The following is a 26,238-nucleotide window of genomic DNA, read 5'->3' on the forward strand; positions in this document are numbered from 1 at the left end:
AAGTCGGAATTTCGATTTCGGATTTATATTTAATTCGCCTGCAAATATACCAATGAACTAATGAACAAGTGAACCAATGAACTAAATCTCCATATCTTTAATAATTTCATCAATAGTTGTTGTGGCACTACCTACATGCCGTATCACTATGGCGGCGGCATGGTTAGCCAGGTCGCAGGCTTCTTCAACCGTAAAACCAAGGGCTAAAAAATAAGTAATGGCTGCTATTACCGTATCGCCGGCACCAGTAACATCGAATACCTCGGTAGCCTTTACCGATAATAATTTACTGCTTTCCGGAGTCAATATCGCCATTCCTTCTTCAGAAAGAGTAACCACCAGGTACGCAGTTTCGGTTTGCGCAAACACGGTTTTGGCCGCTTCCTGCAACTCGTCAATATTTTTTATCGATTCGGTTTTAGCTGCCTCAGCCAACTCTTTGCGGTTGGGTTTTATTAAAAAGGCGCCTTTGTATTTTTCGTAATTAAAACCTTTAGGGTCAACAATTACTTGCTTATGATGCACGGCTGCAATCTTTATTAGGCGTTGTGTAAGGGCCGGGGCAAACAAACCTTTGTTATAATCGGAAAATATAATGATATCTGCCTTATCAATGACCGAAGTAAGTTTCTCGGCCAGTTCGTTTTCCAAGTCCGCCGACAAGGGATCGGTGATTTCACGATCAACTCTAACTAATTGGTGCCGTCCGGCTAAAACCCGGGTTTTAATGGTCGTAGGCCGTGCACTATCTTTAATAATAGTATTGGTTTTTACGCCTTCGTTTTCCAGTATTTCAATAAGCTGAAGGCCGGTTGCATCATCGCCAATAACCCCGGCAACAGTAACAGTTGCACCCAGGGCAACCAGGTTTTGAACAACATTACCTGCGCCGCCAAGCGTAGACGACTCATTTTTTACGTTCACGATCGGCACCGGCGCCTCTGGCGACAACCGTGTGGCATTTCCCCAAATGTAATGGTCAATCATCAAATCGCCAATAACCAATATAGCAGGTTGTTTTTTGGTTGATTGTATGGAACGTACTTTATCCTTTAAGTTCATTAGTTCACTTGTTCATTAGTTCATTAGTTCATTTGGGGAAAGTTCACAGCCAAATTTTTCCATCTAACCTCTGATCTCTAACCTCTAACCACTGAAGTTTTTTGAGAAAAAAACTTCCCGATTTCCTGCAATGATAACGCATTTAAACATCTTTCTTTGTATAGGCCCCCTTTACGGGCGACCAATATACCGTAGTACATATCTAAAAAGCCTTCTTTGCGGTGAGCATCGGGGTTAATGGAGAGCCAAACGCCCTTTTCCAGCGCGTATTGATGCCAGCGCCAATCCAAATCGAGGCGTAGTGGGTTGGCATTTATTTCAATCACCACATTGTTGGCAGCACAGGCATCTATCACTTTTTTGTAGTTAATAGGGTAACCATTACGGCTTAATAATAAGCGGCCGGTAGGATGGCCCAATATGGTGGTATATGGGTTTTCAATTGCTTTTATCAGCCTTGATGTTGCCTTTTCTTCATCCATTTTCAGGATAGAGTGCACCGAGGCCACGATAAAATCAAATTTTTTCAAAATCTCATCCGGGTAATCCAGCGAGCCATCGTACAAAATATCCGATTCGATACCTTTAAATATATGGAAGCCATCCAGCTTTTTATTCAGATGGTCAATTTCTTCCTGTTGTTGTAAAACACGCTCGATGGTAAGACCCTTGGCGTAAAATGCGCTTTTGCTGTGGTCGCACATACCCAGGTATTCCAGCTTTAATTCATCGCGGCAGTATAACGCCATTTCTTCAACGGTGTTTATACCATCGCTCCAGGTACTATGGTTGTGCAACGTGCCTTTTAAATCGGCATGGTTTACCAGCTGCGGAAGTTTATTTGTTTCGGCCCGTTCAATAAACGTCGTGCCTTCGCGTAATTCAGGCTGTACATATTCAAGGCCCGATTTCCGGTAAATTAAATCTTCACTTTCAGGCTGATCAATCGGTTCAACGGTTTTGCTTAAAACGTCTTTAACATGCTCGTCGTCGCCGGTTTGTTCAAAAAGCTTTTTATAAAAATATCGCTTCTCCACACACACCACTTCAACCTTTAAACCATTAGCCAGTTTGCCTTTTACGTGATTTTTGTCCGGCTCCACCTCTCTCATTACTTCTGATTGCACCAGCGTGGTAAACGCAATTTCCTGGTCGCGGCAGCCCAATACAACTATAAGCTTATCTATAATCTCGCAGTACCGGCGAAATTCGCCGGCAAACTCTATCAACCCGTCCGGAAAAATGCCTTTCAGTTGTTCTAAAAAGTCTTTGGCCTCCTGCTCAACTTTGGCGTAAAGGAATTTGCCATGGCTGGCCATATTAAATTCAATTACATTCCGTATGTCTTCCTGTGTTTTAAGTCCGAAGCCTTTCGCTTCAACCAGGCGGTTTTCGTTACAGGCATAATATAGCTCGCCAATGTTCTCTATTCCCAGATCTTTCCAAATAATGGCCACCTTTTTCGGGCCGATACCTTTTATGCCCATCATCTCGACAACACCTTCGGGCGTCTTTGCAAGCAGATCTTCCATCTCGGTTATGGTGCCTTTTTCAAGCAGTTCAATTATTTTGCCGGCTGTACTTTTGCCAATGCCATCGACTTTTTCAAGCTCGGCAAAGGTCTTGCCGGCGGCCGGAAAAGGCAGCTTATCAACCTTAAAAGCAGCATTAGCCAGTGATTTTATCTTAAACGGATTTTCCTCGTGCAATTCCATCAATTGCGAGAGCAGGCGAAGCTTACGGGCTATGGGTTTGTTTTCCATAATTTAATTGAGGGTGTAAAAATACGAAAGCCACCCAATACAAGGCGGCTTTCCCATAAAAATATCGATAAAACTTAATTTATATCAATGTCATAAGGCATCCTCGCCTGCGGGGTGCGCATCATCATAGTTACGCCTTTTATTTGCTGGTAATATTTAAAATTATCACCCAGTTCCGATTTCACAAAATGCATTTTTAACTGGTCGCCGCCGAGGCCGAATTTATTCAGGAAGCTTTTTTGGTCGGGGTAGGCCACTATATTATACTTTTTGATATGGGCCTTTTTTGCAGCAGCCGCTATGGCATCATTTATATTGCCCAGCCTGTCCACAAGGCCTATTTTTACGGCTTGTTCGCCTGTCCAAACACGACCCTGGCCAATACTATTAATGTAAGCCTGAGTTTTGTTGCGGCCGGTGGCAACAGCTTTTGTAAAATCGTCGTACCCGCGGTTTACCTGGTTTTGCAGTATAGCCTTTTCTTTTGGTGATAACGGTCTGGTTAAATCGCCTAAGTCAGCATATTTGCCGGTTTTTACACCGTCGAAAGTCATACCCAGTTTGTCGGTAAAAAACTTTTGCATGTTGGGCAGCACCGCAAAAATACCTATGGACCCGGTAATGGTATTGGGTTCGGCAATTATCGAATCAGCTGCACAGGCTATGTAATACCCGCCAGATGCGGCCACATCGCCCATTGATACGATTATCGGCTTAACTTTTTTAGTCAGCATAACCTCGCGCCACATCACATCCGACGCAAGGGAGCTGCCACCCGGCGAGTTGATACGGAAAACCACAGCTTTAACTTTGTCGTCCTCACGCGCTTTACGTAAAGCTTTCGAAATTCTTTCGGAGCCTATGCTATTATCGTCGCCTTCGCCGCCAACTATATCGCCCGATGCATATACTATGGCAATATTGTTTTTCGAAGTTTCTTTTTTATCCTCTTTGGCCGACTCGCTTGTGCCGTACTCACTTAATTCAATGGTTTTTAAATCGTCGCCGGCATCAATTCCTGCGCGCTTTTTCAAATCATCTAAAATTTCATCCTTGTATTTTAAGCCGTCAACAAGGTGGTATTTAAGAGCGTCCTCAGGTTCGCGTATTTTCAATTGGTTGGCAATGGCAAATAACGAATCCTTGCTTATTTTCCGGCTTTGACTTATCCCGGTTAAAAAATGGTCATACAATGAGCCCAGGTACGAGTTTACCTGCAGGCGATTGGCGTCGCTCATTTTTGTTAAAAAGAAAGGCTCAACGGCGCTTTTATAGGTGCCTACCTTAATTATTTGTGCTTCTATTCCCAATTTATCAAGCGTTCCTTTCAGGAAGGTGATTTTTGAATTAAAACCTTTAAAATCAAAAAGGCCTTTAGGGTTGATATATACCTTATCGGCAACTGAGGCCAGGTAGTAGAAGCCCTGGGTATAAATTTCAGAGTAGGCAACTATAAATTTACCTGATTTTTTAAAGTCGATAAGGGCGTTGCGTATTTCTTCGGTAGTGGCCTGGCCGTTTAACAGGACGCTTTCATCCAAAAAAATGCCTTTTATGTTTGAGTCTTTTTTGGCCTTTTTTATATTGGCCAATATATCATTAAGGCCCATTGTTTTTTCCCCTTCTACGCCTAAAAAGCCAAGTGCAGCTAAAGGGTTATGTGGGGTGCGCTCGGTAATGGGGTAGTTTAGCTTTATTTGCAGCACCGAGTTTGGGGTTACATCAACGGTTTTATCGCTGTTGCCATCAACCAGGCCTGCTATAATGCCAATAACAATAATTAGCAACACCACACCTGCTAAAATAAAACCCACCATACTGGCGAAGACAAATTTGAAGAATTGTTTCATTAAATGTTATAAATCTTTTATCTATGCAAACTTAGCAATTCGATATCGTATAATATTAAGAGTGATATCCAAAATATTTGTTACAACATGAATAGGGTTTTTTTACTTCTCGGCAGCAACCTGGGCAACAGGCAGCAGCACCTGCAACAGGCAATCGAACTGATTGGTACCCATCTCGCCCCAGTTAAAAAAACATCGTCAATATATGAAACACAATCGTGGGGAAAAACCGATGCGCCCGACTATTTAAACCAGGTTGTAATATTAGAAACGGAAATACCGGCATCTGAAATACTGCGTAAAATATTGGATATTGAACTTATGCTGGGTCGTAAACGTGAAGAGAAGTGGGGCTCACGCACAATTGATATCGATATACTTTTTTATGGTGATGAAATAATAGACGATAAGAACCTGCAGGTTCCACATCCCGAATTACACAATAGGCGCTTTACATTGGAACCCCTTGCAGAAATAGCGCCCGGCCTGCTTCACCCTGTATTAAAAAAGACTATCTTAGACGTGAAAAATAACCTTAAAGATAGCTTGATTGTAAAAAAGTTATAATTTTGGAAAATATAAACCAAGATATGTCATATATATTCCCCGAGCATGACCTGGACCTATCGTTTTTATTTGAAATTGCCGACGGCAGTGACGAATTTATTGTAGAATCCATAGATATGTTCCTGCAACAAACCCCTGATTTGCTGCAAACCATTAATACGGCTATTGACAACAAGGACTGGACCCTTGCAGCACAGGCTGCACATAAACTGAAACCCAATCTTGGTTTCTTCGGTATGCCCATAAGCCAGGCCACTATACAGGAAGTTGAAATAATGGCCAAGAACGGCGCCCCCGAAGAAGGTCTATTGATATCTAAATTTACCGACGTGAAAAATCTCATCATCCCAAACTTAGACAGGCTGGCAACGATAAAGGCTTCTAAGGAATAGAGACCAGATATTGGAAATTAGATATTAGGAATACGAACGTCGGAGAATCGATTGGGGAATAGAAATTTGTGCCGCCCAACTAATCTCTAACCTCAAATTAACTGACCTCTATACAAGTACTAAACTTCAGTTACACTAAAGCTGTAGCTTTCCATTATTAAATTAGCCAGCAGGCTTTTGCAGGCGGTGTCAACTTTACTGTTTGCAGCTTCTTTGCTTTCTGCATCAATCTCCAAAGTGATGTGTTTGCCAATACGTACATTTTGAATTTCGGCTAAACCCAGGTTTTTCATGCTGCCGGTTACGGCTTTACCTTGAGGGTCGAGTATTTCTTTTTTTGGCATTACGTCAATTTCGGCCTGGAATTTTTTCATTAGTGTTTGTTTAAATATACCGGTAACGGTGTTTTAGCTGTCTTTTTGGGCGGTATTCATCATGCTTGCGCTCAAAAATTTGAACTGAATAAGCGATAAAGTGATATAAAACAATATCACCGCCGGAACTGCCGCAAATTTAAAAAATAGAATGAGTATTGCCGAGAACAACAGTAATAAATAACGCGAAATATTTTGGTTAAAATCGCGGTTTTTGAATTTCAATGACATCATGGGCACTTCTATAACCAATAAAGTACACATTACGACACATAACACCGATAACACCCATGGGTTTTGCAGTGGGGCGGTGAAATATTTGTTATGATGGTCGAGTATCAGCGGGAAAGAGGCGATCAGGATAGCATTTGCTGGTGTAGGCAACCCAATAAAGTTTTCGGCTTGCCGAGTATCCACATTAAATTTTGCCAGCCTTAATGCCGAAAATACGGGTATTAAAAACGCTATAAAGTTTAAATATTGACTGATATTATCTATCTGGCGGGCCTCCAGCAGCAACTGGTACATTATTACTGCAGGCAATACGCCAAAGCTTACCATATCAGCCAGCGAATCCAAATCTTTGCCTATGCCCGAAAACGATTTGAGAACACGCGATGCGAGCCCGTCAAAAAAGTCAAATATGGCCGATAAAAATATGGCGTACGATGCAGCTATCAACTCGCCCTTGAAGGCTAAAACTATACCTATGCAACCGCTGAAGAGGTTTGCACAGGTAATAGCATTCGGCAAGTGTTTTTTAAGACGATTCTTCATTCCGGTATGAAGGTATCAACATTTTATTAAATAAATATGAAGTTTACCATTAACTTTCTGCTAATATAACTTCACAAATTTTAATTTATTACGAATTCATCGAAATCAAAAACTCTTCGTTGGTTTTTGTGCCTCTTATCTGGGCCTGTAAAAATTCCATCGATTCCTGCGAGTTCATGTCAGCCAGGTGATTACGTAATATCCAGATCCTTTGTAACGTTTCGCGGTCAAGCAGCAAATCGTCGCGGCGGGTACTCGAAGCCGTGATATCAATAGCAGGGAATATGCGTTTGTTGGACAATTTTCTATCCAATTGCAGCTCCATGTTACCGGTACCTTTAAACTCTTCAAAAATAACCTCGTCCATTTTCGAACCGGTTTCTGTTAATGCTGTAGCGATAATGGTTAATGAACCGCCATCCTCGATGTTACGGGCGGCGCCGAAGAAGCGCTTAGGTTTGTGTAATGCATTTGCATCAACACCACCTGATAATATTTTACCGGATGCAGGAGCAACTGTGTTATAAGCACGGGCCAAACGGGTAATAGAATCCAGCAGGATTACCACATCATGACCGCACTCAACCATGCGTTTTGCTTTCTCCAGTACAATATTGGCGATTTTTACGTGGCGCTCGGCAGGCTCATCAAATGTTGATGATACTACTTCGGCGCGTACGCTGCGGGCCATATCGGTTACCTCTTCCGGGCGTTCGTCAATCAGTAATATAATCAGGTAAACTTCCGGGTGGTTTTTGGCAATGGCGTTGGCCACATCCTTCAGCAACATGGTTTTACCTGTTTTTGGCTGCGCCACAATTAAACCGCGCTGCCCTTTACCTATTGGCGAGAACAAGTCCATAATACGGGTAGAGTAATTACCGGCATCAGTAAACAGGCTCAGTTTTTCGGACGGAAACAATGGCGTTAAGTGGTCGAAAGGTACGCGGTCACGCACTTCGGCAGGTATACGGCCGTTAATAGCTTCTACACGTACCAGCGGGAAATATTTTTCACCTTCTTTTGGCGGGCGAATGCTACCGCGAACGGTATCGCCGGTTTTAAGGCCGAATAATTTTATTTGCGACTGTGATACATAAATATCATCAGGAGAAGTCAGGTAGTTATAATCCGACGAGCGTAAAAAGCCATAGCCATCAGGCATGATTTCGAGCACGCCTTCGTTTACTATTACGTTGTCAAAATCAAGGTTGATAGCAGGTTCCTGGCTTTTTTGTTGGGTGGTTTGGTTATTTACACGGCGCTCAAATTTTTGCGTGCGGCCTTCAGTCACAGTTTCTTCGTCCTTTGGCTCACCTTCGTCTGATCTTGATGCCGACACGGCAGGCATTATCGGTGTAGTGTTGCCATCTTCAGATTCGTCAACAGGTGCCTCGTCATCAGGCATATCAAAAAGGTTGGTATCATCAAGCGGGACCTCAACTCGTGGGGTATTGCTGTTTTTTACTACTCGGATGCGTTTGCGTGTTTTTTCGCCGGCTTCGGCGGCAGGGGGAGGGGGCAGTACAGCAGCATAATTGCTGGCAACGGTATCAGCCTGTGCGCGGGCTGCTTCAATTAGTTGTTCCTGTTCAACAATCCTCGTTACAAGGGCAGCTTTTCTAAGTTCGTCGGCTTCTGCAATACCTAAATTTTTGGCAATTTCGCGTAACTCAGAAACGAGTTTATCGTTCAATTCGTTTGTATCAAACATATTATGAATTATAATTCAAAGGGATTTTAATAATTTTTGTAGTCGTATTTATCTTCAATAGTACTATGGAGTCGTGATGTCTTACCCGGCAATTAAGCTATTTGCCCGGTAACGGGCTTTAATGTATTAACAAATTCTTTTTATACTTTATTAAACGGAGATGTTTTTATTACGAAAATATTAACTATGCAACTTGTTTTGCAACATCTAAACCCATGTAAATAATTTAATAAAATAACGTGGAGTTTTAAATTGTTTCTTTAGTGCAAGAAAAATTCAACGGAAAACACTGCAATTTTAGTCATTTAATTTAAATTATCAAACTATTTAAAAAAATATACTTTATTGGCCAACACTTCAACTAAATTTTAGTTTTTTTGGGCATTCAAAATTAAAACACCGCTCATGATATCGCGCCAATACCTCATAGAACAGATAAAACGTAAAAAATCATTTTTATGTGTAGGGCTTGATACGGATATTGAAAAAATTCCAGAATTTTTAAAAGAATATCCCGACCCGATATTCGAATTTAACAAACGGATTATTGATGCCACGCACGACTTATGCGTCTCCTATAAGCCAAATGCGGCTTTTTATGAAAAGCACGGTGTAAAAGGCCTGCAAAGTTTAATTGCTACCTGGAAATACCTTCCTAAAGAATGTTTAAATATTATAGATGCCAAGCGCGGCGACATGGGCAATACATCGGGCATGTATGCCAAAGCTTTTTTTGACGAGGCTGCGGCGGGGATGAGTTTTGATGCCATAACGTTATCGCCTTATATGGGGCACGATGCGGTATCGCCTTACCTTGAATATAAAGACAAATGGGTCATCATTTTAGCGCTAACCTCGTCGGCAGGCAGTAAAGATTTTCAATACCTGACCACCGAACATGGCTTTTTATACGAAGCTGTGATACAAAAGGCCAATACCTGGGCCAATGCCGATCGTATTATGTATGTAGTTGGGGCCACTAAAAGCACCGAGTTTACCAACATCCGCAAATATGCGCCCGATAACTTCCTGCTGGTGCCCGGCGTAGGCGCACAAGGCGGCAACCTGGCCGAAGTTTGCCATTATGGGATGAATAAGGACTGCGGGTTGATAGTAAATGCATCACGTTCAATAATATACGCCTCAAATGGGAAGGACTTTGCCGAAGCGGCAAGGGCCGAGGCGATGAAAATTCAGCAGGAAATGCAGGTGGAGTTGGAGAAGGCGGGGGTGATTTAAAAAAGACACAAGAAGGCAGGAGTCGAGAAGTTAATACTTTTTCTCTTGTTTCTTGACTCTTGATTTCTTGCGTCTTCCTCGTTATACTTCCAGCTTCCCTTCGATAGAATCGTCCAATGTTTGTCCGATAGCGGCGCCGACCAACATTTTTGCAAAGGCGATGGTATTGCCGTGTTTGTTGTCCCAGTAATAACCTTCAATAGGTTCAACTTTTATTATGGAAATGCGCGGGTCGTCTTCGCCGTCGGTAAACCAGGTTTTCATGATGGGTTCCCAAAGCTCTTTGATTTTCCCTCTATCTTCGTTAACCGATGCAATGCCATAAATATTCAGGAAATCGGAATGTGCCGAGCCCTGGAACAGTAGATGTACAAAAGGGTCGTGCGATACTTCGTCGTTTTTATGGCTGTCGTTTGAGCTCAAAAACCAAAAGTTGCCTTCGTCGTCAATTTGCTGTACTGCCATTGGCCTGGTAGTAAGCGGAATGCCGGTTTTAATATTGGTGCAAAAAAAGCAGGTTTTAGTTTTGTAGGCCAGTTCTCTTATTTTTTCAATGGCTTCAGCGCCATTAAGGTCCTTGGCGTTTTCTTCGGGTTGTTGTTGGTTAATGCTATCCATAACAAATTAATAACCAACCGGGAAAAGTATTGTTTAGGGAAACTAATTTAATTGATAAAACATGTAGTTGTAGGGAATGACTTAGATTGAACCTTTATCTTTCAGTCGTTTTATTACTGCATCGGCTTCCACTGTGTCAAATTCATTTTTAAGGTAAATTTCGGAAAGATATACCACCTCTTTAACCAATAACACACATGTAATTACCCTTGCACCACCTGACTTTCCTTAATTTGTACCGGAAATGGCCATCCTGATTTTGTAAACATTTTGTCCAAGATGTGTTCCTTTCGTCGGATTTTTTTCTAACTCGTCAATAAGTTTCGCGAGGTCACCCTTGGTGGCTTTGTGTTTTTTAGCTATTCGTTTAAATTCGTTGTCGAACAACGCCGAGACTTTGACATTATAACTCATCAAGTAAAGTCCTGGCGTCTTTTAACTCAATTTTACCTTCCTGATGTAACCTGATTTCTTCAAACGATTTCTTAAGGTTGTTATAAAGTCGTTGTTCGGCTTTATTTAAGGGCCGGTCCGTATCTGCTGGAGTTGCTTCTACATTATAACTCAAACCAAGTGCATCTAAAACAGCCTTTACTGCTTTTTCGGATTTTTTATTGTCGATATTTACCGTCAGCGTCGTAATAATATCAAAATTACAAATTTCTTTTAATATTTATTTTGATTTGTAAATCATCACACTGCAAACACCATCTTTCTATCCGGAAACTTCACTGCGTAATTATCAACCATATTCCTGATATAATCATTGCCAGGATAGGGAGTAAGGTGGTTTTTCAGCTGATCCAGGCTGTCGGCGTTAAAATAGTGCGAAATATAGCCCATGCCGTAAAACTTGCCTTTTTCGATCAGCAGGCAGCTGTGCTCTTCATCATTACGACCGGCATCGCGGATAGCAAATGTAGGCAGTGCTTTGTTCAATTCATCAATTGCCAGGCTTACGCGCTGGTTGTAGTCTTCAACCGACTCATGGCCCTCACAGGCACAACTACCCAAGTTAACCCCCGTGCATGCTGATGTGTTATTTTGAATAAAACATAGCTTCGGACAAAGCTGAAAAGTATCTATCAATTTCATTACAATGCTGCGACCCTCGAACAAGGTATTGCAGCTGTAAATTGCCCCGGTCATTTTACGGTGCTTATCAACAGCAAGGCGCAGGTAGCCGCGCTGGTCCTCAAATGCGTATAAGCTGTAGGCGTGCTCAAACCGTTTGAGTGACCGGTTGTATTTTGGCCATAGGCGTTTTATTTCAACAGCTTCCAGTACAAAGGCAACCAGTTCGGTGCCGCATGTTTGGAAAGTAATATTATGAATGTTGCGCAAAAACTCCTGGCGCTGCACCCCGGGGTTATTACCGGTAAAATGGCTGCATACACGCTTTTTTAAATTTTTGGCCTTGCCAACATATATCACCTTACCTTTTTGGTCGTGGAAATAATAAACTCCCGGCGACGGTGGTAAAGCTTCCACGTCCTTTTTCGGCAGGTTAGCCGGCAACACCTGTTCTTTGGAGTTTTGCTTTAATGCAAGCGGAATATGGTTGCCATTATCTTTTGCTAACAACATCGAGAATAATATCGATGTGGCCTCAGCATCCCCCGCCGCCCGGTGACGGCTTTCATTTTCTATCCCTAAATGTCGGCACAATTTACCGAGACTATAGGAGGGAAGACCGGGCATTATTTTACGCCCAAGGCGTACTGTACACAGCTTATTGCATTGCAATTCGTAACCTGCAGCAGCCAGATGGTAACGCACAAATGAATAATCGAAATTAACGTTATGCGCAACAAATGTTTTATTGTTAAGCAAGTGGTAAATATCATGTGCCACATCCTCAAACGGCGGTGCGTTTTGTACCATATCATTAGTGATGCCGGTTAGTGCACTTATATAAATAGGTATTTCGCGGCGGGGGTTAACAAGGGTAGAATAACGCTCAATAACTTTTTTTCCGTTATGTATACAAATAGCTATCTCGGTAATGCCGTTCGCGCTGGCATGCCCTCCGGTGGTTTCAATATCAACTATTGCATACATGGATGTAAATGTAGTAAGTTTTTGCTAATTTAATTAGTTTTTGTTGAAATGTTGTAAGGTTGAAATGTTGTAAAGTTATTTTTGAACGCTGCAAAAGTTTAAACAAAAAAATAACCCGGCAGATTTTACCGGGTTATTTTTTTATTTGAAAGGTCAACTTTTCAACCTTACAACATTTCAACTTTCCAACAAATATTATTTCTTTTTTGAAGGGGGCAATTGCTGCTGCTGTTTCTGGCGCATCATTTCTTCCATACGAGCCTGGAAACCGCTGGTTTTCTTTTTGGCATCAACAGGTTTCTTTTTGTTTTCCTGTATCTGGGCATGTATTTTTTTATCGTCAACCATTAGCCTGATGATGTATTGTTGTAAAAACGTCATCATGTTGGCCAAAAAGTAATAATAATTTAAACCTGCAGGGAAGCTGTTCAACGCGCCAAGGAAAATAATCGGGGTAATGTAGCCGATATATTTCATCTGACCCGAAGCGCCTGATATCTGGTTGTTAAAATAAGTGTAAATAAGCGTTGATATCGTCATCAGCACGCACATTAAGCTCAGGTGGTCGCCGACAAACGGAATATGCGGGAATGTGATTATCGAATCGTAAGTCGAAAGATCATGCATCCATAAAAAGCTTTGGCCACGCAACTCGAACAAGCTTGGGAAAAACCGGAAGAATGCAAACACTATAGGCATTTGTATCAGCAACGGCAAACATCCGCCGAGCGGGTTTACGCCTGCTTTTTTGTAAAGCTTTAAATACTCTTGCTGTAAAAGGGTTGGGTTGTCTTCGCCAACTTTTCCCTTTATTTCGTCCATCTCCGGCTTCAGCACGCGCATTTTAGCCATCGATAGGTATGATTTATAAGTAAGCGGTGATAACACCAGCTTAAGCACAAGTGTTAACGCAAGGATAATCAACCCGTAGTTGCTTGTAAATTGGCTCAGGAAATTAAACACCGGCAACACCGAAAACTTGTTGATATATGCCAGGAATCCCCAGCCCATGTAAACCTGTTTCTCTAAATGGTAACCCTGTGTTTTAAGGAAGTTATATTTAACCGGGCCGAAATAAAATTCCATCGGGTAGCTGCCATCGGTGCTTTTGGGTATCACCACATTGGCGCTCATTCTTTTTACGTCGACAGTATCTGTAACATCGGTCGTTACGCCCAGGCTTGATTTCGAAAACCCTTCTTTTGCAATTAACACCCCGGAAAAAAAGTGCGCTTCGAAAGATACCCATTGCATCTTTTTGTCGCTGATCTCCTTGGTGTCGTCTTTACTTTCGCTCAGGTAATCAACATCACGTTCGGTGTTCATGTAATAAACGGTAGTGTACCGGCGCTCCTGCTCCATGTCTTTTTCCTGCCTGCGCATGCTGGCTGCCCAGTTAACATTAAGTGTATTGGTATTGGCAATTACTTGGTCAAGCCCGGTGGCTTTAATCGTTAAACCAACTTTATAACCTGTTCCTTTTAACGAGTAAATATAATCGATGTATTGTGTGGCGCTGTAATTTAAGCGCATTGTTATGCTCGACGAATCTTTTTCAGCTACCTGTAAATCGCCGCCAGTCGGGGTAAAATAAAGTTTATCGGTATTGATACTGCTGTTGCCTGCAGCAAAGGTTAAACCAAAGCTGTTTTTATCGCCATCAAATAAAATAAGCGGCATTTTATTAGATGTCTTGTAATCCTTCAGCTCAACCGAGTAAACCTTGCCACCCTGGGTGCTTAGTTTTACCCGGATGTCTTTATTCTCGAGCGTAACAAACTTTTGCGTGCCGATTGTTGTTGCACCAAAAGGTGTTTTTAAAAGTGCTGAATCAACCTTTTTGTCGGTTGCAGCCGTTGCCTTAGCTTTTGAAGTATCAGTATATTTTGCGGTAGTAATAACACCGGGTGTTTTAATCAGCCCTTTTTTTAAAGAATCGGCATGCGCCACTATCCTTTCTTTCTTTAGGTCTGCTTCGCTGGGCTTCATCAAAAAGAACGAGGCGCCCATTATAATCATAATCAGGAATAACCCTGTAAAAGTATTTTTATCCATTTTAGTGTATCGTACAAAAAATTACTGCTTGCGGGCATAAGCCATTGAAGCGGCGACAAAGTTAATAAAAAGTGGATGCGGATTTGCAACTGTTGATTTTAATTCGGGGTGAAATTGTGCACCTACAAAAAACGGATGGTTTTTAAGCTCAACTATCTCAACCAGGTTGTTTTCGGGGTTAAAACCTGTTGGGGTTAAACCGGCATTTTCGTAATCTTTTAAATAGTCATTGTTAAACTCGTAGCGGTGCCTGTGGCGTTCGCTGATACGGGTTTTTCCGTAGAATTTCTCAGCCTTGCTGCCTTTTTTAATGTCGCAGGCATAAGCGCCGAGGCGCATGGTGCCACCTTTATTAACCACCTTTTTCTGCTCTTCCATCATGTTGATAACAGGATAAGGGGTTTCGGGGTTCATTTCGGTGCTGCTGGCATTTTCGAGTCCCAACACGTTGCGTGCAAATTCAACAACCGCACATTGCATGCCCAGGCATATACCAAAGAATGGGATATTATTTTCACGAACATAACGGATTGCTTCAATTTTTCCTTCAAAGCCACGCTCTCCAAAGCCGGGGGCAACTAAAACGCCGTGCAGGCCTTTCAATTTTTCAATGGCGTTACCGGGAGTTAACTGTTCTGACGGGATATATTCAACTTTTACTTTTGCCTCATTTTTGGCGCCGGCGTGTATGAATGATTCAACAATAGATTTATAGGCATCCGGAAGTTCAACATATTTACCTACCAGGCCTATGCGCACCTCGAAAGTCGGGTTTTTTAAACGGCCCAAAAAGTCTTTCCAGCTTTCAAGGTTTGGTTCGTTTTTATGCGGCAGCTTTAGTTTGGCTAATACCGTTTTGTCCAATTGTTCTTTCAGCATCAATAACGGCACATCATATATGGTTGATGCGTCTATCGATTCGACAACTGCATTAACGTTTACGTTACAAAACAAAGCTATTTTTTTTCGGATGTCGGTATTTAAATGATGTTCGGTGCGGCAAACCAGGATATCCGGCTGTATACCATATTCCAGCAACATTTTAACCGAGTGCTGTGTAGGTTTGGTTTTCAACTCGCCTGCAGCAGCCAGGAATGGGATAAGCGTTAAGTGAATAACCAATGAATTGCCGGACCCAACTTCCCACCTGAACTGGCGCACCGCCTCGATATAAGGTAATGATTCAATGTCGCCAACTGTACCGCCCAATTCGGTTATAATAATATCGTAATCGCCGCTTTCGCCAAGTATGCGGAAGTTTCTTTTTATCTCGTCGGTAATATGGGGTACCACTTGTACGGTTTTACCGAGGAATTTACCTTCGCGTTCCATATTTATCACATTTTGATAAATACGGCCGGTGGTAATGTTGTTTGCTTTGGATGTTGGGGTATTTAAGAAACGTTCATAATGGCCAAGGTCAAGATCGGTTTCGGCGCCATCCTCGGTAACGTAACACTCGCCATGTTCGTAAGGGTTCAATGTTCCCGGGTCGATGTTAATGTAAGGGTCGAACTTTTGGATGGTTACGCGATAACCGCGCGCCTGTAGAAGTTTAGCTAAGGAGGCCGAAATAATGCCTTTGCCTAATGACGAAGTAACGCCACCCGTAACAAATATGTATTTAGTCATGATTTTTGTGTGTTTGGCCCGGTTGTGAGGCCGGAACAAATTGTTTGTGTACGGGATACAAAAGTAAGAAAATTTTTGGGGTTAAGAGGGCGATTTGAAAATTTGATGATTCGACGTTTGAAAATTTGATGATTTGAAAATTTGAAGATGAAACAGCGGTATTTTATTTTCAAATCATCAAATCAACGCATCTTCAAATTAACCAAATCCTCCGGCGTATCTATCGCATAGGTTTCCAGTTCTGTTTCGGCAACTTTTATACGATAGCCATTTTCAATCCAGCGCAATTGCTCCAAACTTTCGGCTTTTTCTAAGGAAGATACCGGCAATTTTGTAATTTCCTGCAAAACATCCGCTCTATAACCGTAAATGCCGATGTGTTTAAAATAAGTAAAATGGCTCAGCCAGTTTTGCTGTTCCTGCCCGCGGATATGGGGGAGCGGCGAGCGTGAAAAGTAAACAGCCTCAGACAGTTTACTGATAACCACCTTTGGCGAGTTTACATTAAACAACTCCTGCTCATTCGCTACTTTTTTAACCAGTGTGGCAATTTGGGTGCCGGCATCATTAAAGCAAAAAGCAAGTTTGGTTATTTGTTCAGGGTCGATATAAGGTTCATCGCCCTGTATATTAATAATTACGTTGTATTGTGGATGCTGTCGGGCCACTTCGGCGCAACGGTCGGTGCCGCTTTGATGGTCGGCAGATGTCATGATGGCAACACCGCCGAAGGCAAGTACATGGTCATAAATACGAGTATCGTCCGTCGCTACTATAACTTCGGTAAGGTGTTCGCATTTTTTGGCCTGCTCATAAACCCGCTGTATCATGCTTTTGCCGGCAATATCAACCAAAGGTTTGCCTGGGAAACGGGTAGAAGCGTAGCGGGCGGGGATGATGCCGAGGATGGTCATGGGATTTATGATTTTAGATTTACGAATTACGATTTTTAAAAATTAAGCAATCGTAATTCGTAAATCGTAATTCTAAAATTAAAACAACCCGTTCAACTCCCGCTCAACCAACTGCACAATAGTGGCCAGGTCTTCGGTATTGTTGGCAAAATCGATGTTGTCTTTATCAATAATCAGCAGTTTGCCCAGTTTGTAACCTTTAATCCATTTATCGTACTTATCATTCAGTTTTGATAAATAATCAAGCCTGATGCCGCTTTCATACTCCCGACCACGGCGTTGTATGTTGTTTACCAACGTTGGTACCGATGCCTTAAGGTAGATAAGTAAATCTGGCGGTTTTATAAACTCCGTGATGTTGTCAAATATGGCTGCGTAGTTCTCGTAGTCGCGTGTTGTCATCAGGCCCATATCGTGCAGGTTTTCTGCAAAAATGTAGGCATCCTCATAAATGGTACGGTCCTGTATCAGATTGTGGCCATTTTTCTGTATATCGATAATCTGGCGGTAACGGGCATTTAAAAAATATATCTGCAGGTTAAAGCTCCAGCGCTTCATGTCGCTGTAAAAATCTTCCAGGTAGGGGTTGTTATCAACCGCCTCAAATAAGGGGTCCCAGCCGTAATTTTTTGCCAGTAATTCGGTAAGTGTAGTTTTACCGGCGCCTATGTTTCCTACAATAGCAATGTGCATATTCTTAGTTCATGGTTAATAGTTCTTGGTTCATAGCTGGAAGCTGATGGTCTGTAGTTTGTTCATGACCCATAATAAATGGCTCATGGTAGAATAGTTGATACATAATACCGTGCGTTGCAGAATGAAACCCGGCCTAATATACAGTTTGAAGTATGAACTATCAACTGTCAGCCTAATTTTTTCCGGCCATGAACGATGAACCATCAGCTATGACCCAATTAAAAACTCCTGAAACCGATAATCTCGCGTACTTCCTTAATGGTTTTTGACGCACTTTCGCGGGCTTTTATGGCGCCATGGCGTGCAACCTGGCGCAGGTACGACGAATCCTGTGAAATGTCTTTAATCCTGTCGCGGATTGGCGCGGTAGCTATAATAATATCTTCGGCAAGTTGCTTTTTAAGATCGCCGTAGCGTATCTGGCAGGTGTTGTATAAGTTGTCGAAATGCTCATAAGTATCGGCCGATGAAACCACTTTGATAATATCAAACAGGTTTTGAATTTCGAGCGGTTTCTCCTGGTTTTCAGTGGTCGGCCCACCATCTGTAACGGCTTTCATTACTTTTTTACGGATAATTTCCGGCGAATCCGACAAATAAACGGCATTGCCTTCGCCTTCCGATTTGCCCATTTTTCCTTTACCGTCAAGTCCGGGTATTTTTACCAGGTTCTCACTAAAGTTAAAAGCAAACGGCTCGGGGAAATAGTCCTTGTTGTACAAACGGTTAAAACGGTTTGCAAACGTGCGCGCCATTTCAAGGTGTTGCTCCTGGTCTTTACCTACAGGTACTTTTGTGGCGCGATGTAGAATAATATCGGCGGCCATTAAAACAGGGTAAGTAAGCAAGCCTGCGTTAACGTTATCAGGGTTTGCGCGCACTTTATCTTTAAAAGAAGTAGCACGTTCAAGTTCGCCCAAATAGGCATTCATGTTCAGGAAAAGGTAAAGCTCTGCAGTTTCCGGTACGTCCGACTGCAGGTAGATAGTAGCCCTTTCCGGATCAATACCTGCCGCTAAATACTCTATCAATACCTGTTTTACGTTTCCGTGCAGGTCGGCAGGGGTAGGGTGGGTAGTTAACGAGTGTAAATCGGCAATAAAAAAGTAGCAGTTATACTCATGCTGCATTTTTACAAAATTCTGTATTGCCCCGTAATAATTTCCAAGGTGTAAGTTCCCGGTTGAACGTATACCACTAACAACAGTTTCCATGGCGCGAAAGTAAGGAATTTTTATATTTTTGGTGGAGATGAAATTGATATTGAAAAAGGTGCACGTCTATCTTTACGTTTTTAGTGTTGCGCTTTCGTATTTTTTATTTTGGCCTTTTTTTAAGTTTTTTTCGCTTAAACCCAGCCGTTATCGCAACATGAACCGCTTTCGCAGGTACTGGGCGATAATAAGCTCGGCACTAGTAGGTTTCTTTTATCGGTTTACTTATGAAGTACCCGTCGACTGGAGCAAAACCTATTTAGTTTGCCCGAATCATACCTCAAATCTCGATATCTCGGCCATGTGTGTACTGGTTAATACCAACTGTAGTTTTATGGGTAAGGAGGAACTGAAGGACGCCCTTGTAACCGGATTGTTTTTCCGCACGGTTGATATACCTGTAAATCGCGACAGCAAAATGTCATCGTACCGGGCGTTTAAAAAAGCTACTGAGAAATTACAGGAAGGGATTACGCTTATAATTTTCCCCGAAGGGAAAATAAGCGACGATTATCCGCCAACTTTGCATGAGTTTAAGAACGGTCCGTTCCGTTTGGCTATCGAGCATAAAATTCCTATTATCCCGGTATCATCATCAAACACCTGGCTTAAGCTTTGGGATGATGGCACTAAACATGGTACGCGCCCGGGCATATGCGATATTTATGTGCACAAACCCATAGAAACCACAAACATGACTTTAGATGATGCCGATAATTTGCGCGATAAGGTTTACAATATAATAGCCCAAAAAATTGGAAGCGAAGGGATAGCAGCTGCAATGGTATGAACAAGACAATAACCTACACAAAAATTATTTTGATGGCAGCCATCCCACTGATGGTTATTGCTAAAATATACCAGCTTAATAAAACCGATTTTGATATGGATTTGCTGGCTAAACAGCTAACCCCTTTGCAAAGTCACATAAAACCAAATTGTACAGTCGGTTTTTACAACAATAGCAATGATCCGGCCTTGTTTGTCGAGATGCAATATGTTATGGCACCCCAGGTTATCAGCAATAAAATTACGCCGGATACCTTGCTGGTAATACAATTTAACAACAAGCCCCTTAATACATTCACTAATTACCGTGTCATTGCGCACAACCAGGATAACAGCAGACAGATATCACTAATAACTAAAAATAACTAGATGGTGCTGATAATAACTTTTGTTAATATACTGTTGCTGTATGGGGGCATTTACGCGTTTGTGAAAAAAGTTACAATCGGCGATAGCAGGGCATTAACGATACTTACATCCGCAATTAACCTGCTGGCAGCATTAAGTTTCATGTATTACTTAATGCTGGTGTTAAACCAGAGTTTTGTTGTGCTTTAAGTAATGCTAAGTGCTATTAACCTTGCCCATATTTATTTTACCAGGCATTTTTTTAAAAATTATCGGCTCAAATCACTAAGTAATAGCCACGTTTGGGCTCTGGCAGCAGCGTTTTTTTTAACCTGCTATTTCATGTTATATGCTAGTAAATATGGCAACTGGGACGCTTTTGCCATGTGGAACCTGCACGCAAAGTTTTTTTACCATCCGGAGTTGTGGAAACATCTTTTTACAAGTAAACTAAGCTACTCCGCGCTTGATTACCCGATGATGCTACCAACAATAGTTGCTTTTTTTTGGAACGCAGTGGGTTCAATGTCGCCTTACGTGCCCTTACTTTTTGCATATGGGGTAATGTTAACCATCCCCTTATATACTTATTTCGCATTGCGCGACGAAGGGTTAAAGTGGCTGTCGCTTATTGCACTTGTGATATTTGTAACGGATAATAATTTTAAACAAATAGCAACTTCACAATGTGCTGATAGTTTGCTTTCGTTGTTGATTTTGATGGTTTTTGTTCAATATGAAAAGCTCAAAGGCTTGATTAATAACCGGGCGTACTTGCTGGGGTTTATTTGCGCATCATGTGCATGGGTAAAAAACGAGGGCCTGGTATTTTACGTTTTATTTACAGTCGGGTTTATTCTCAGCAATTACAGACTTCTCCCGGTTTTGAAAAAGTATTTGACAGGGGCAATTGTCCCAACGCTGGCGCTGGTGTCGTTCAAATTATTCTTTGCCCCTGCAAACGATTTAATTTCGGCAGATAACAAGCAATTATTCTCGCTTTCGGTGGTATTAACAGATTGGAGCCGGTATGCCACAATTTTTAAATTTTGGCTTAATACGTTGTTAAGCAATTATATATACGCTTTGATTTTAGTTTTCGCTGCTTTTGTTGTGAACCGGCGGCTTTTTGCATCAATGCCAGCTATAATTATAGCTTTGCTGCTGCTGGGCTATTTTATAATATATCTGGTAACCCCGCATGATTTAAACTGGCACCTATACACTTCATTGTACCGTATAATTCAGCACGTCTATCCGGCTTTAATATACCTGATTTTGCTTGACTTTAAAGGACCACAAACACGCCAACATCTGGCGTTGCTGAGTTAATAACCAATTCAATCTAACCCATCATGATCAAGTAGTCAAATTTTTCTATTTTTGGCAACCATGAAACTCGTGATAAAAAAGATTCATACGCACTTTTACCGGTATAGTGTGGCGTTGTTTTTTTTGCTTGTTTGGCCAATTTTATATTTTTTATCGCGCAGGCAGAGCCGCTTTAAGCACATTAATGGCATAAGGAGGTTTATCATTTTTTGCAGCACCGTTATTTCGGGAATATTTTTTAATATCGATTATGAAACAAGTGTAGACTGGAAGCGCACGTATATTATTATTGGCAACCATACTTCGAACCTCGATGTGTCGGCTATAAACCTGGCGGCAAAAAATAATCATTGCTTCATAGGTAAAGAAGAACTGCTGAGCAACCTGGTGCTGGGTTTCTTTTTCAGGACGATTGATATTACCGTTAACCGGGATAGTAAAATTTCATCCTTTCGGGCCTTTAAGACAGCCGCCGAAAGGATAAAGAATGGTGTAAGCGTTGTTATCTTCCCCGAAGCTACCATTCCTGACGATTATCCGACAACTTTATACCCGTTTAAAAATGGCGCGTTTCGCCTTGCTATTGAACTGAAAGTACCCATTATACCTATAACATCGCTTAATACCTGGAAAGTTTTGTGGGATACCGGCAGCGAATTTGGCAGCAGGCCGGGTATTTGTGATATATTTGTGCACAAAGCCATTGAAACGGCGCATTTAACCGTTGACGACGCCGACACGCTGCGGGATGAAGTACATGAGATTATTAAACAGAAATTAGCAACAGCATGACCATTGATAAAGAAACCGTTGATAAAATAGCACATCTTGCCCGCCTCGAACTTAGTGCCGGCGAAACCGACGAGATGATAAAGGACATGAGCAAGATACTGGATTTTATGGCCAAGCTTAATGAAATTGATACATCGGGTGTTGAGCCGCTTGTTTATATGACGGATGAGGTAAACGTGCTGCGTGAAGATGTGGTGAAGCAACAAATTACCCACGAGGAAGCTTTGTTGAATGCACCTAAGCATGATGATGACTATTTTTTGGTGGCAAAAGTGATAGAGAAGTAAGTCCGAAGTCCGAAGTCCGAAAGTCCGAAAGACGCTGCGCTGCTTTGATAGACTGTTTATTTGATATTGACTTGCCGATCCCAACTTTTTTCTGTCTTTGCCGTCTTTTCGGACTTTACTGACTTTCCTGACTTTTCTGACTTCAAACTGTAACAAAACCTACCTTACCATAGTCAAACAACAAAAACACATGCAACCACTTATTAGTCTTACAGATATCGGGCGTAAATATGTTATTGGTACTGAGATAATTCATGCCTTAAAGTCTGTAACATTAACTATTAATAAGGGGGAATTTGTTGCGTTGATGGGACCTTCCGGTTCAGGTAAGTCAACGCTGATGAATATATTAGGTTGTTTAGATACGCCCACCAAAGGCGAGTATATTTTAAATGGAATTAATGTTAGCCACATGACGGATAACGAACTGGCTGAAGTACGTAATACCGAGATCGGCTTTGTTTTCCAAACGTTTAACTTGCTGCCGCGTAACACCGCACTTGACAATGTGGCCCTGCCATTGGTTTATGCCGGCATTAATAAAGAAAACAGGCAGGCGCGCGCCAAAAAGAGCCTGGAAAACGTAGGACTTGGCAACCGTATGGATCATAAACCTAATGAGCTGTCGGGTGGCCAGCGCCAGCGTGTAGCTGTAGCCCGCGCATTAATTAACGATCCATCCATTATACTGGCCGATGAGCCCACCGGTAACCTTGATACCAAAACATCTATTGAAATTATGGGGTTATTGGAAGATATACACGCCAAAGGCAATACTATTATACTTGTTACGCACGAAGAAGACATTGCCATGCACGCCCACCGTATAGTGCGCATGCGCGATGGTTTGGTGGAAAATGATTACGCTAATCCGAATGTTATTACTGTTGACAGGAGTAAGGTAGTGGCGGAGTAAAGTGTTAGCAATTTGATGCCAGGCTTAATATTACATTGGCCTGTTCAACTACTTCGTCAACAAATAAATCATTGTTCCCTACAATTAGCACGTTGTTTGCGGCTTCGATAACCATGTTTTCGCTTTTTATGTTCATTATGGCGTTCCTGAAGGTCCAGTTCATCGCCAACAGCGCCTTTTGTTCGTCATTGGTACAAACATAAAACTTATGATTAAATGGTTTATCATCCTCAAAATCGAGTTCAACATGATGTACGAGGCTGATTATTCTGTCGGAAAAATTTTCGCGGCGGATAAGTATCCTGCCAAAATCTTTTTTCGATTTAATACAGCCATATACCCGGTAGTTGTAGTAATCATCTGCGTGGCCATCCCTTGTATAGTAAACCGTATGAACTTTAATAAAAACAAGGTAACAGGCATTGGCTGGATGGTTTAATTGCAGTATTCCGCCAATGGTTTTATCAGGATGACAATTAAAAAGGTCGAAATCGCCTAATGACAATTCAACATCGTCGGGTACGGTTACCTTGAATTTTGCTGTAAGGGCGGCGTAAATCTCTTCTAGCGCCTGTAATTCTAAGCCGCTAATTTTGAGTGTTTCAAATGGTAACTTATGCATCAGTATTGGTGACTTGCTATTAAAGATAATCTCTTCAGCAATGTGAACAAATGCGTGTTATAAATTCGGCCAGTTGGAGTGTTTTTTCGGCTGATATAGGTTCATGGTTACCTACGATAAGGGTATGTTCAACTATTTCAATCAAAAAATGGTCGTGCCTGATATCCATAACCGCGTTACGGAATCTACGGTCGACACCTTTGAGCGCCTTTTCGCGGTCGTTAACCAGTACGTAAAATGTATCGCTAAATGCTTTGTCTTCAGCAAAATCCAGTTCAACCGGGTGTGCCAGCTCAATAATTTTATCCGCCAGGGTCTCACGCCGTATCAGCATTCGGCCAAAGTCGGCTTTTAAAAATGCAAGAGCCCATATTTGATAGTCCTTGTGGCCGGACACCTTCCCTTGTCCCGGATGACGGGATTCGGTTTCAACAAAAAGAATATAACAATCGTTATTATTATCCTGTTTGATAACAAATGAATCACGGACGGTAATTTCAAGATAGTTTTTAAAAACTTCAAACAATTCCAGGTGGAAATCGATTTCGCCGGTAGATTCTAAATTGAATTTTGATTTAAGAATAGTATACGACTTGTAATAACTTTCTATTTCTTCGTCGGTAAGTCCGTTGGTATCAAAAGGGTAGTTGTCCATCACTTAATTAAAACGCCAAATTAACTTGTTTTATTTATTAGTAAATATAAAATTTCATTTTTGAGTATTAAGCTCATCTCGAGTACATTGTTCCTGATTGATGAAATAATAATTTCAAGTATTAAGGAGGTGAAAAATAAATTTTGAATTAGTTAAATAAATTAGTAAAAGTATTGCTGAAATAAATATTTTTGTTGGTAAATGAAAAATATACAATCCAGGTATTTTTCATCATTAATGCGGAAAGAAAACCTTAACTATTACAATTTTTACCTTTTTATATTTTTTATAACAATTGCGCCTGCAACTGTTTGTGGTCAGTATGAGTATAAAAATGTCGACAGCTATAAATCATTCCTGCAAAAAAATACGGTTCAAAATACTCTGCAATTAGATAAAAAAATACAAAAGCAGTACAGTAATATTATCGACGAAAAGAATAACGAACTGATTGAACGGTTAAAATCAAAGGATTTTCTGTTCGATACCGTAGCCTATCCTTACCTGAATTCGATATTTAACCATGTACTGTTATCCAATTCGCTGGATAAAAACCGGTTTCATTTTTTTATCGACCGGACTTTTGATGTAAACGCTTATAGTTTTGAAGATGGCACGGTTGTGTGTAACCTGGGCTTGTTGGGCGGGATGGAAAACGAAAGCCAACTGGCAATGGTTTTTTGCCACGAGATTGGGCACTACTTGCTTATGCACAGTAATAAATCAATAATTAGTCAGCTTAATAAATATAATTCGCACGAGTTTTTAACCCAGATAAAGCAAATAAAGAAACAGGAGTATAATACCAAAAAGCAGCTGGAGGATTTATTGCTTACAGATGTTTTTGACAGGAGCAGGCACAGTCGCGGACAGGAAAAAGCTGCCGACTCACTCGGTATGATATTGTTCAGCTATACAAACTATGGTGCTAAAACTGTGCCCGCTATTTTTGATTATCTCAATTCGGCCGAAGGGCTGCTGAATGCTATTACAATCCAATCTTTTCTTGGTAAGGAAAAAATTACGATAGATGATTTTTCGGTCGCTGCCCCCTCAAAAAGGATGCACTTCGGTACTACTGAGAAAAAGGAAATAATTGATTCCCTGAAAACCCACCCCGATTGCGATAAGCGAAAGCTACAAATGCAAAGCTTTTTCGGGCTGAACCCTAAGCCAGGTGTTGATTTTATTACCGGGAGCAAACAGGACCTGGAGAAAATAAAAAAATACGCACTTTTTGAAGAAGCCAAATATTCGAAGGACAAAGGCAACCTGGGCCTTTACCTGTACCAGCTTATTCAAATAGACGCGATGTTTCCTGCAGACAAGTACACTAAAAGCTGGATTTACAACACACTAACATCGTTATACACGCATCATAAAGCGCATACTTTTCATGAGGTGGTAAATGCTGTGTATATCCCGAAGAATGATAAAGACCAATATGCTACGCTTTTAAAATTATTGGATAACCTGAGCCTGGAAAAATTAGACGAAATCATCAACGCGTATTACGCAAATAATAATTCATTTATCACAATTACTAAAAATTAACAAATCCCTAATTAA

Annotated in this window: 27 protein-coding genes; 11 read left to right on the forward strand and 16 right to left on the reverse strand. The window is 41.4% G+C overall.

Annotated elements, in window-relative coordinates; genetic code table 11:
- Nucleotides 1-81: 81 nt before the first annotated feature.
- From rfaE1 to sppA, 3 genes are all read right to left on the reverse strand, one after another.
- Nucleotides 82-1,062, reverse strand: a complete 981-nt coding sequence (rfaE1, locus tag NAF19_RS17785) for a D-glycero-beta-D-manno-heptose-7-phosphate kinase (RefSeq protein WP_252791646.1) — start codon at nucleotides 1,060-1,062, stop codon at nucleotides 82-84.
- A 77-nt stretch (nucleotides 1,063-1,139) separates the two neighbouring features.
- A complete protein-coding gene (locus NAF19_RS17790; protein WP_252791648.1) occupies nucleotides 1,140-2,825 on the reverse strand; it encodes a DNA polymerase/3'-5' exonuclease PolX in 1,686 nt (561 codons plus the stop codon).
- A gap of 74 nt (nucleotides 2,826-2,899) precedes the next feature.
- Complete coding sequence (sppA, locus tag NAF19_RS17795) at nucleotides 2,900-4,675, reverse strand: signal peptide peptidase SppA (RefSeq protein ID WP_252791651.1); 1,776 nt, start codon at nucleotides 4,673-4,675, stop codon at nucleotides 2,900-2,902.
- Nucleotides 4,676-4,762: 87 nt separating this feature from the next.
- Here sppA and folK point away from each other — a divergent pair, with 87 nt between their 5' ends.
- A complete protein-coding gene (gene folK, locus NAF19_RS17800) occupies nucleotides 4,763-5,242 on the forward strand; it encodes a 2-amino-4-hydroxy-6-hydroxymethyldihydropteridine diphosphokinase (RefSeq protein ID WP_252791653.1) in 480 nt (159 codons plus the stop codon).
- Between the two features lie 23 nt (nucleotides 5,243-5,265).
- Nucleotides 5,266-5,634: an Hpt domain-containing protein gene (locus NAF19_RS17805; RefSeq protein WP_252791654.1), complete on the forward strand. Its 369-nt coding sequence runs from the start codon at nucleotides 5,266-5,268 to the stop codon at nucleotides 5,632-5,634.
- A gap of 119 nt (nucleotides 5,635-5,753) precedes the next feature.
- Here the strand turns inward: NAF19_RS17805 and purS are convergent, their stop codons facing one another.
- The 3 genes from purS to rho form a co-directional block, all read right to left on the reverse strand.
- Nucleotides 5,754-6,008 carry a phosphoribosylformylglycinamidine synthase subunit PurS gene (gene purS, locus NAF19_RS17810; RefSeq protein WP_252791657.1) on the reverse strand — a complete coding sequence of 85 codons (255 nt, stop codon included), beginning with the start codon at nucleotides 6,006-6,008 and terminating at the stop codon, nucleotides 5,754-5,756.
- A 33-nt stretch (nucleotides 6,009-6,041) separates the two neighbouring features.
- Nucleotides 6,042-6,785: a CDP-diacylglycerol--serine O-phosphatidyltransferase gene (gene pssA / locus NAF19_RS17815; RefSeq protein WP_252791659.1), complete on the reverse strand. Its 744-nt coding sequence runs from the start codon at nucleotides 6,783-6,785 to the stop codon at nucleotides 6,042-6,044.
- Nucleotides 6,786-6,873: 88 nt separating this feature from the next.
- The gene (gene rho / locus NAF19_RS17820; protein ID WP_252791661.1) at nucleotides 6,874-8,499 is read right to left on the reverse strand and encodes a transcription termination factor Rho; all 1,626 of its coding nucleotides are present in this window, start codon (nucleotides 8,497-8,499) and stop codon (nucleotides 6,874-6,876) included.
- Between the two features lie 408 nt (nucleotides 8,500-8,907).
- Here rho and pyrF point away from each other — a divergent pair, with 408 nt between their 5' ends.
- On the forward strand, nucleotides 8,908-9,738 hold the full coding sequence (gene pyrF / locus NAF19_RS17825) for an orotidine-5'-phosphate decarboxylase (RefSeq protein ID WP_252791729.1): 831 nt from the start codon (nucleotides 8,908-8,910) through the stop codon (nucleotides 9,736-9,738).
- 81 nt (nucleotides 9,739-9,819) lie between these two features.
- Here the strand turns inward: pyrF and NAF19_RS17830 are convergent, their stop codons facing one another.
- The 8 genes from NAF19_RS17830 to trpS form a co-directional block, all read right to left on the reverse strand.
- Nucleotides 9,820-10,356 carry a pyridoxamine 5'-phosphate oxidase family protein gene (locus NAF19_RS17830; protein WP_252791662.1) on the reverse strand — a complete coding sequence of 179 codons (537 nt, stop codon included), beginning with the start codon at nucleotides 10,354-10,356 and terminating at the stop codon, nucleotides 9,820-9,822.
- A gap of 228 nt (nucleotides 10,357-10,584) precedes the next feature.
- Entirely contained in the window at nucleotides 10,585-10,770 is a 186-nt protein-coding gene (locus tag NAF19_RS17835) for a hypothetical protein (protein WP_252791664.1), read from the reverse strand.
- A gap of 279 nt (nucleotides 10,771-11,049) precedes the next feature.
- Nucleotides 11,050-12,417 (reverse strand): exonuclease domain-containing protein, encoded by a 1,368-nt coding sequence (locus NAF19_RS17840; protein ID WP_252791667.1) that lies wholly within the window; start codon nucleotides 12,415-12,417, stop codon nucleotides 11,050-11,052.
- 195 nt (nucleotides 12,418-12,612) lie between these two features.
- On the reverse strand, nucleotides 12,613-14,472 hold the full coding sequence (gene yidC, locus NAF19_RS17845; protein WP_252791669.1) for a membrane protein insertase YidC: 1,860 nt from the start codon (nucleotides 14,470-14,472) through the stop codon (nucleotides 12,613-12,615).
- 21 nt (nucleotides 14,473-14,493) lie between these two features.
- On the reverse strand, nucleotides 14,494-16,104 hold the full coding sequence (gene pyrG, locus NAF19_RS17850; RefSeq protein ID WP_252791671.1) for a CTP synthase: 1,611 nt from the start codon (nucleotides 16,102-16,104) through the stop codon (nucleotides 14,494-14,496).
- A 182-nt stretch (nucleotides 16,105-16,286) separates the two neighbouring features.
- Entirely contained in the window at nucleotides 16,287-17,018 is a 732-nt protein-coding gene (kdsB, locus tag NAF19_RS17855) for a 3-deoxy-manno-octulosonate cytidylyltransferase (protein WP_252791672.1), read from the reverse strand.
- A gap of 78 nt (nucleotides 17,019-17,096) precedes the next feature.
- Nucleotides 17,097-17,711 carry a deoxynucleoside kinase gene (locus NAF19_RS17860; RefSeq protein ID WP_252791673.1) on the reverse strand — a complete coding sequence of 205 codons (615 nt, stop codon included), beginning with the start codon at nucleotides 17,709-17,711 and terminating at the stop codon, nucleotides 17,097-17,099.
- A 221-nt stretch (nucleotides 17,712-17,932) separates the two neighbouring features.
- Nucleotides 17,933-18,928 (reverse strand): tryptophan--tRNA ligase, encoded by a 996-nt coding sequence (trpS, locus tag NAF19_RS17865; protein WP_252791675.1) that lies wholly within the window; start codon nucleotides 18,926-18,928, stop codon nucleotides 17,933-17,935.
- A 37-nt stretch (nucleotides 18,929-18,965) separates the two neighbouring features.
- On the opposite strand from trpS, the gene NAF19_RS17870 reads away from it, so the two are divergent.
- The 7 genes from NAF19_RS17870 (at nucleotide 18,966) to NAF19_RS17900 (ending at nucleotide 23,392) form a co-directional block, all read left to right on the forward strand.
- On the forward strand, nucleotides 18,966-19,718 hold the full coding sequence (locus NAF19_RS17870; protein WP_252791677.1) for a lysophospholipid acyltransferase family protein: 753 nt from the start codon (nucleotides 18,966-18,968) through the stop codon (nucleotides 19,716-19,718).
- Nucleotides 19,715-20,086, forward strand: coding sequence for a hypothetical protein (locus tag NAF19_RS17875; RefSeq protein WP_252791679.1), 372 nt, complete (start codon nucleotides 19,715-19,717; stop codon nucleotides 20,084-20,086). The genes NAF19_RS17870 and NAF19_RS17875 overlap by 4 nt, the downstream gene beginning before the upstream one ends.
- Nucleotides 20,087-20,275: a hypothetical protein gene (locus NAF19_RS17880; RefSeq protein ID WP_252791682.1), complete on the forward strand. Its 189-nt coding sequence runs from the start codon at nucleotides 20,087-20,089 to the stop codon at nucleotides 20,273-20,275.
- 132 nt (nucleotides 20,276-20,407) lie between these two features.
- Nucleotides 20,408-21,397, forward strand: coding sequence for a hypothetical protein (locus NAF19_RS17885; RefSeq protein ID WP_252791684.1), 990 nt, complete (start codon nucleotides 20,408-20,410; stop codon nucleotides 21,395-21,397).
- A 60-nt stretch (nucleotides 21,398-21,457) separates the two neighbouring features.
- Complete coding sequence (locus NAF19_RS17890; RefSeq protein WP_252791686.1) at nucleotides 21,458-22,189, forward strand: lysophospholipid acyltransferase family protein; 732 nt, start codon at nucleotides 21,458-21,460, stop codon at nucleotides 22,187-22,189.
- On the forward strand, nucleotides 22,186-22,476 hold the full coding sequence (gatC, locus tag NAF19_RS17895; RefSeq protein WP_252791689.1) for an Asp-tRNA(Asn)/Glu-tRNA(Gln) amidotransferase subunit GatC: 291 nt from the start codon (nucleotides 22,186-22,188) through the stop codon (nucleotides 22,474-22,476). The genes NAF19_RS17890 and gatC overlap by 4 nt, the downstream gene beginning before the upstream one ends.
- Nucleotides 22,477-22,666: 190 nt before the next feature.
- Complete coding sequence (locus NAF19_RS17900; RefSeq protein ID WP_252791691.1) at nucleotides 22,667-23,392, forward strand: ABC transporter ATP-binding protein; 726 nt, start codon at nucleotides 22,667-22,669, stop codon at nucleotides 23,390-23,392.
- 4 nt (nucleotides 23,393-23,396) lie between these two features.
- Here NAF19_RS17900 and NAF19_RS17905 read toward each other — a convergent pair whose 3' ends face one another.
- Nucleotides 23,397-24,014, reverse strand: coding sequence for a hypothetical protein (locus tag NAF19_RS17905; protein ID WP_252791693.1), 618 nt, complete (start codon nucleotides 24,012-24,014; stop codon nucleotides 23,397-23,399).
- 34 nt (nucleotides 24,015-24,048) lie between these two features.
- Entirely contained in the window at nucleotides 24,049-24,672 is a 624-nt protein-coding gene (locus NAF19_RS17910; protein WP_252791695.1) for a hypothetical protein, read from the reverse strand.
- 198 nt (nucleotides 24,673-24,870) lie between these two features.
- Here NAF19_RS17910 and NAF19_RS17915 point away from each other — a divergent pair, with 198 nt between their 5' ends.
- Entirely contained in the window at nucleotides 24,871-26,223 is a 1,353-nt protein-coding gene (locus NAF19_RS17915; protein ID WP_252791697.1) for a M48 family metallopeptidase, read from the forward strand.
- Nucleotides 26,224-26,238 lie beyond the last annotated feature (15 nt).

The organism is Mucilaginibacter flavidus (genome assembly GCF_024055575.1).
Lineage (GTDB): Bacteria > Bacteroidota > Bacteroidia > Sphingobacteriales > Sphingobacteriaceae > Mucilaginibacter > Mucilaginibacter flavidus.

What these genes read in the sequence shown, in the direction of transcription:
- rfaE1 (WP_252791646.1), bottom strand. Translation starts at nt 1,062, where the DNA reads ATGAACTTAAAGGATAAAGTACGTTCCATACAATCAACCAAAAAACAA.
- NAF19_RS17790 (WP_252791648.1), bottom strand. Translation starts at nt 2,825, where the DNA reads ATGGAAAACAAACCCATAGCCCGTAAGCTTCGCCTGCTCTCGCAATTG.
- sppA (WP_252791651.1), bottom strand. Translation starts at nt 4,675, where the DNA reads ATGAAACAATTCTTCAAATTTGTCTTCGCCAGTATGGTGGGTTTTATT.
- folK (WP_252791653.1), top strand. Translation starts at nt 4,763, where the DNA reads ATGAATAGGGTTTTTTTACTTCTCGGCAGCAACCTGGGCAACAGGCAG.
- NAF19_RS17805 (WP_252791654.1), top strand. Translation starts at nt 5,266, where the DNA reads ATGTCATATATATTCCCCGAGCATGACCTGGACCTATCGTTTTTATTT.
- purS (WP_252791657.1), bottom strand. Translation starts at nt 6,008, where the DNA reads ATGAAAAAATTCCAGGCCGAAATTGACGTAATGCCAAAAAAAGAAATA.
- pssA (WP_252791659.1), bottom strand. Translation starts at nt 6,785, where the DNA reads ATGAAGAATCGTCTTAAAAAACACTTGCCGAATGCTATTACCTGTGCA.
- rho (WP_252791661.1), bottom strand. Translation starts at nt 8,499, where the DNA reads ATGTTTGATACAAACGAATTGAACGATAAACTCGTTTCTGAGTTACGC.
- NAF19_RS17830 (WP_252791662.1), bottom strand. Translation starts at nt 10,356, where the DNA reads ATGGATAGCATTAACCAACAACAACCCGAAGAAAACGCCAAGGACCTT.
- NAF19_RS17835 (WP_252791664.1), bottom strand. Translation starts at nt 10,770, where the DNA reads ATGAGTTATAATGTCAAAGTCTCGGCGTTGTTCGACAACGAATTTAAA.
- NAF19_RS17840 (WP_252791667.1), bottom strand. Translation starts at nt 12,417, where the DNA reads ATGTATGCAATAGTTGATATTGAAACCACCGGAGGGCATGCCAGCGCG.
- yidC (WP_252791669.1), bottom strand. Translation starts at nt 14,472, where the DNA reads ATGGATAAAAATACTTTTACAGGGTTATTCCTGATTATGATTATAATG.
- pyrG (WP_252791671.1), bottom strand. Translation starts at nt 16,104, where the DNA reads ATGACTAAATACATATTTGTTACGGGTGGCGTTACTTCGTCATTAGGC.
- kdsB (WP_252791672.1), bottom strand. Translation starts at nt 17,018, where the DNA reads ATGACCATCCTCGGCATCATCCCCGCCCGCTACGCTTCTACCCGTTTC.
- NAF19_RS17860 (WP_252791673.1), bottom strand. Translation starts at nt 17,711, where the DNA reads ATGCACATTGCTATTGTAGGAAACATAGGCGCCGGTAAAACTACACTT.
- trpS (WP_252791675.1), bottom strand. Translation starts at nt 18,928, where the DNA reads ATGGAAACTGTTGTTAGTGGTATACGTTCAACCGGGAACTTACACCTT.
- NAF19_RS17870 (WP_252791677.1), top strand. Translation starts at nt 18,966, where the DNA reads ATGAAATTGATATTGAAAAAGGTGCACGTCTATCTTTACGTTTTTAGT.
- NAF19_RS17875 (WP_252791679.1), top strand. Translation starts at nt 19,715, where the DNA reads ATGAACAAGACAATAACCTACACAAAAATTATTTTGATGGCAGCCATC.
- NAF19_RS17880 (WP_252791682.1), top strand. Translation starts at nt 20,087, where the DNA reads ATGGTGCTGATAATAACTTTTGTTAATATACTGTTGCTGTATGGGGGC.
- NAF19_RS17885 (WP_252791684.1), top strand. Translation starts at nt 20,408, where the DNA reads ATGTTATATGCTAGTAAATATGGCAACTGGGACGCTTTTGCCATGTGG.
- NAF19_RS17890 (WP_252791686.1), top strand. Translation starts at nt 21,458, where the DNA reads ATGAAACTCGTGATAAAAAAGATTCATACGCACTTTTACCGGTATAGT.
- gatC (WP_252791689.1), top strand. Translation starts at nt 22,186, where the DNA reads ATGACCATTGATAAAGAAACCGTTGATAAAATAGCACATCTTGCCCGC.
- NAF19_RS17900 (WP_252791691.1), top strand. Translation starts at nt 22,667, where the DNA reads ATGCAACCACTTATTAGTCTTACAGATATCGGGCGTAAATATGTTATT.
- NAF19_RS17905 (WP_252791693.1), bottom strand. Translation starts at nt 24,014, where the DNA reads ATGCATAAGTTACCATTTGAAACACTCAAAATTAGCGGCTTAGAATTA.
- NAF19_RS17915 (WP_252791697.1), top strand. Translation starts at nt 24,871, where the DNA reads ATGAAAAATATACAATCCAGGTATTTTTCATCATTAATGCGGAAAGAA.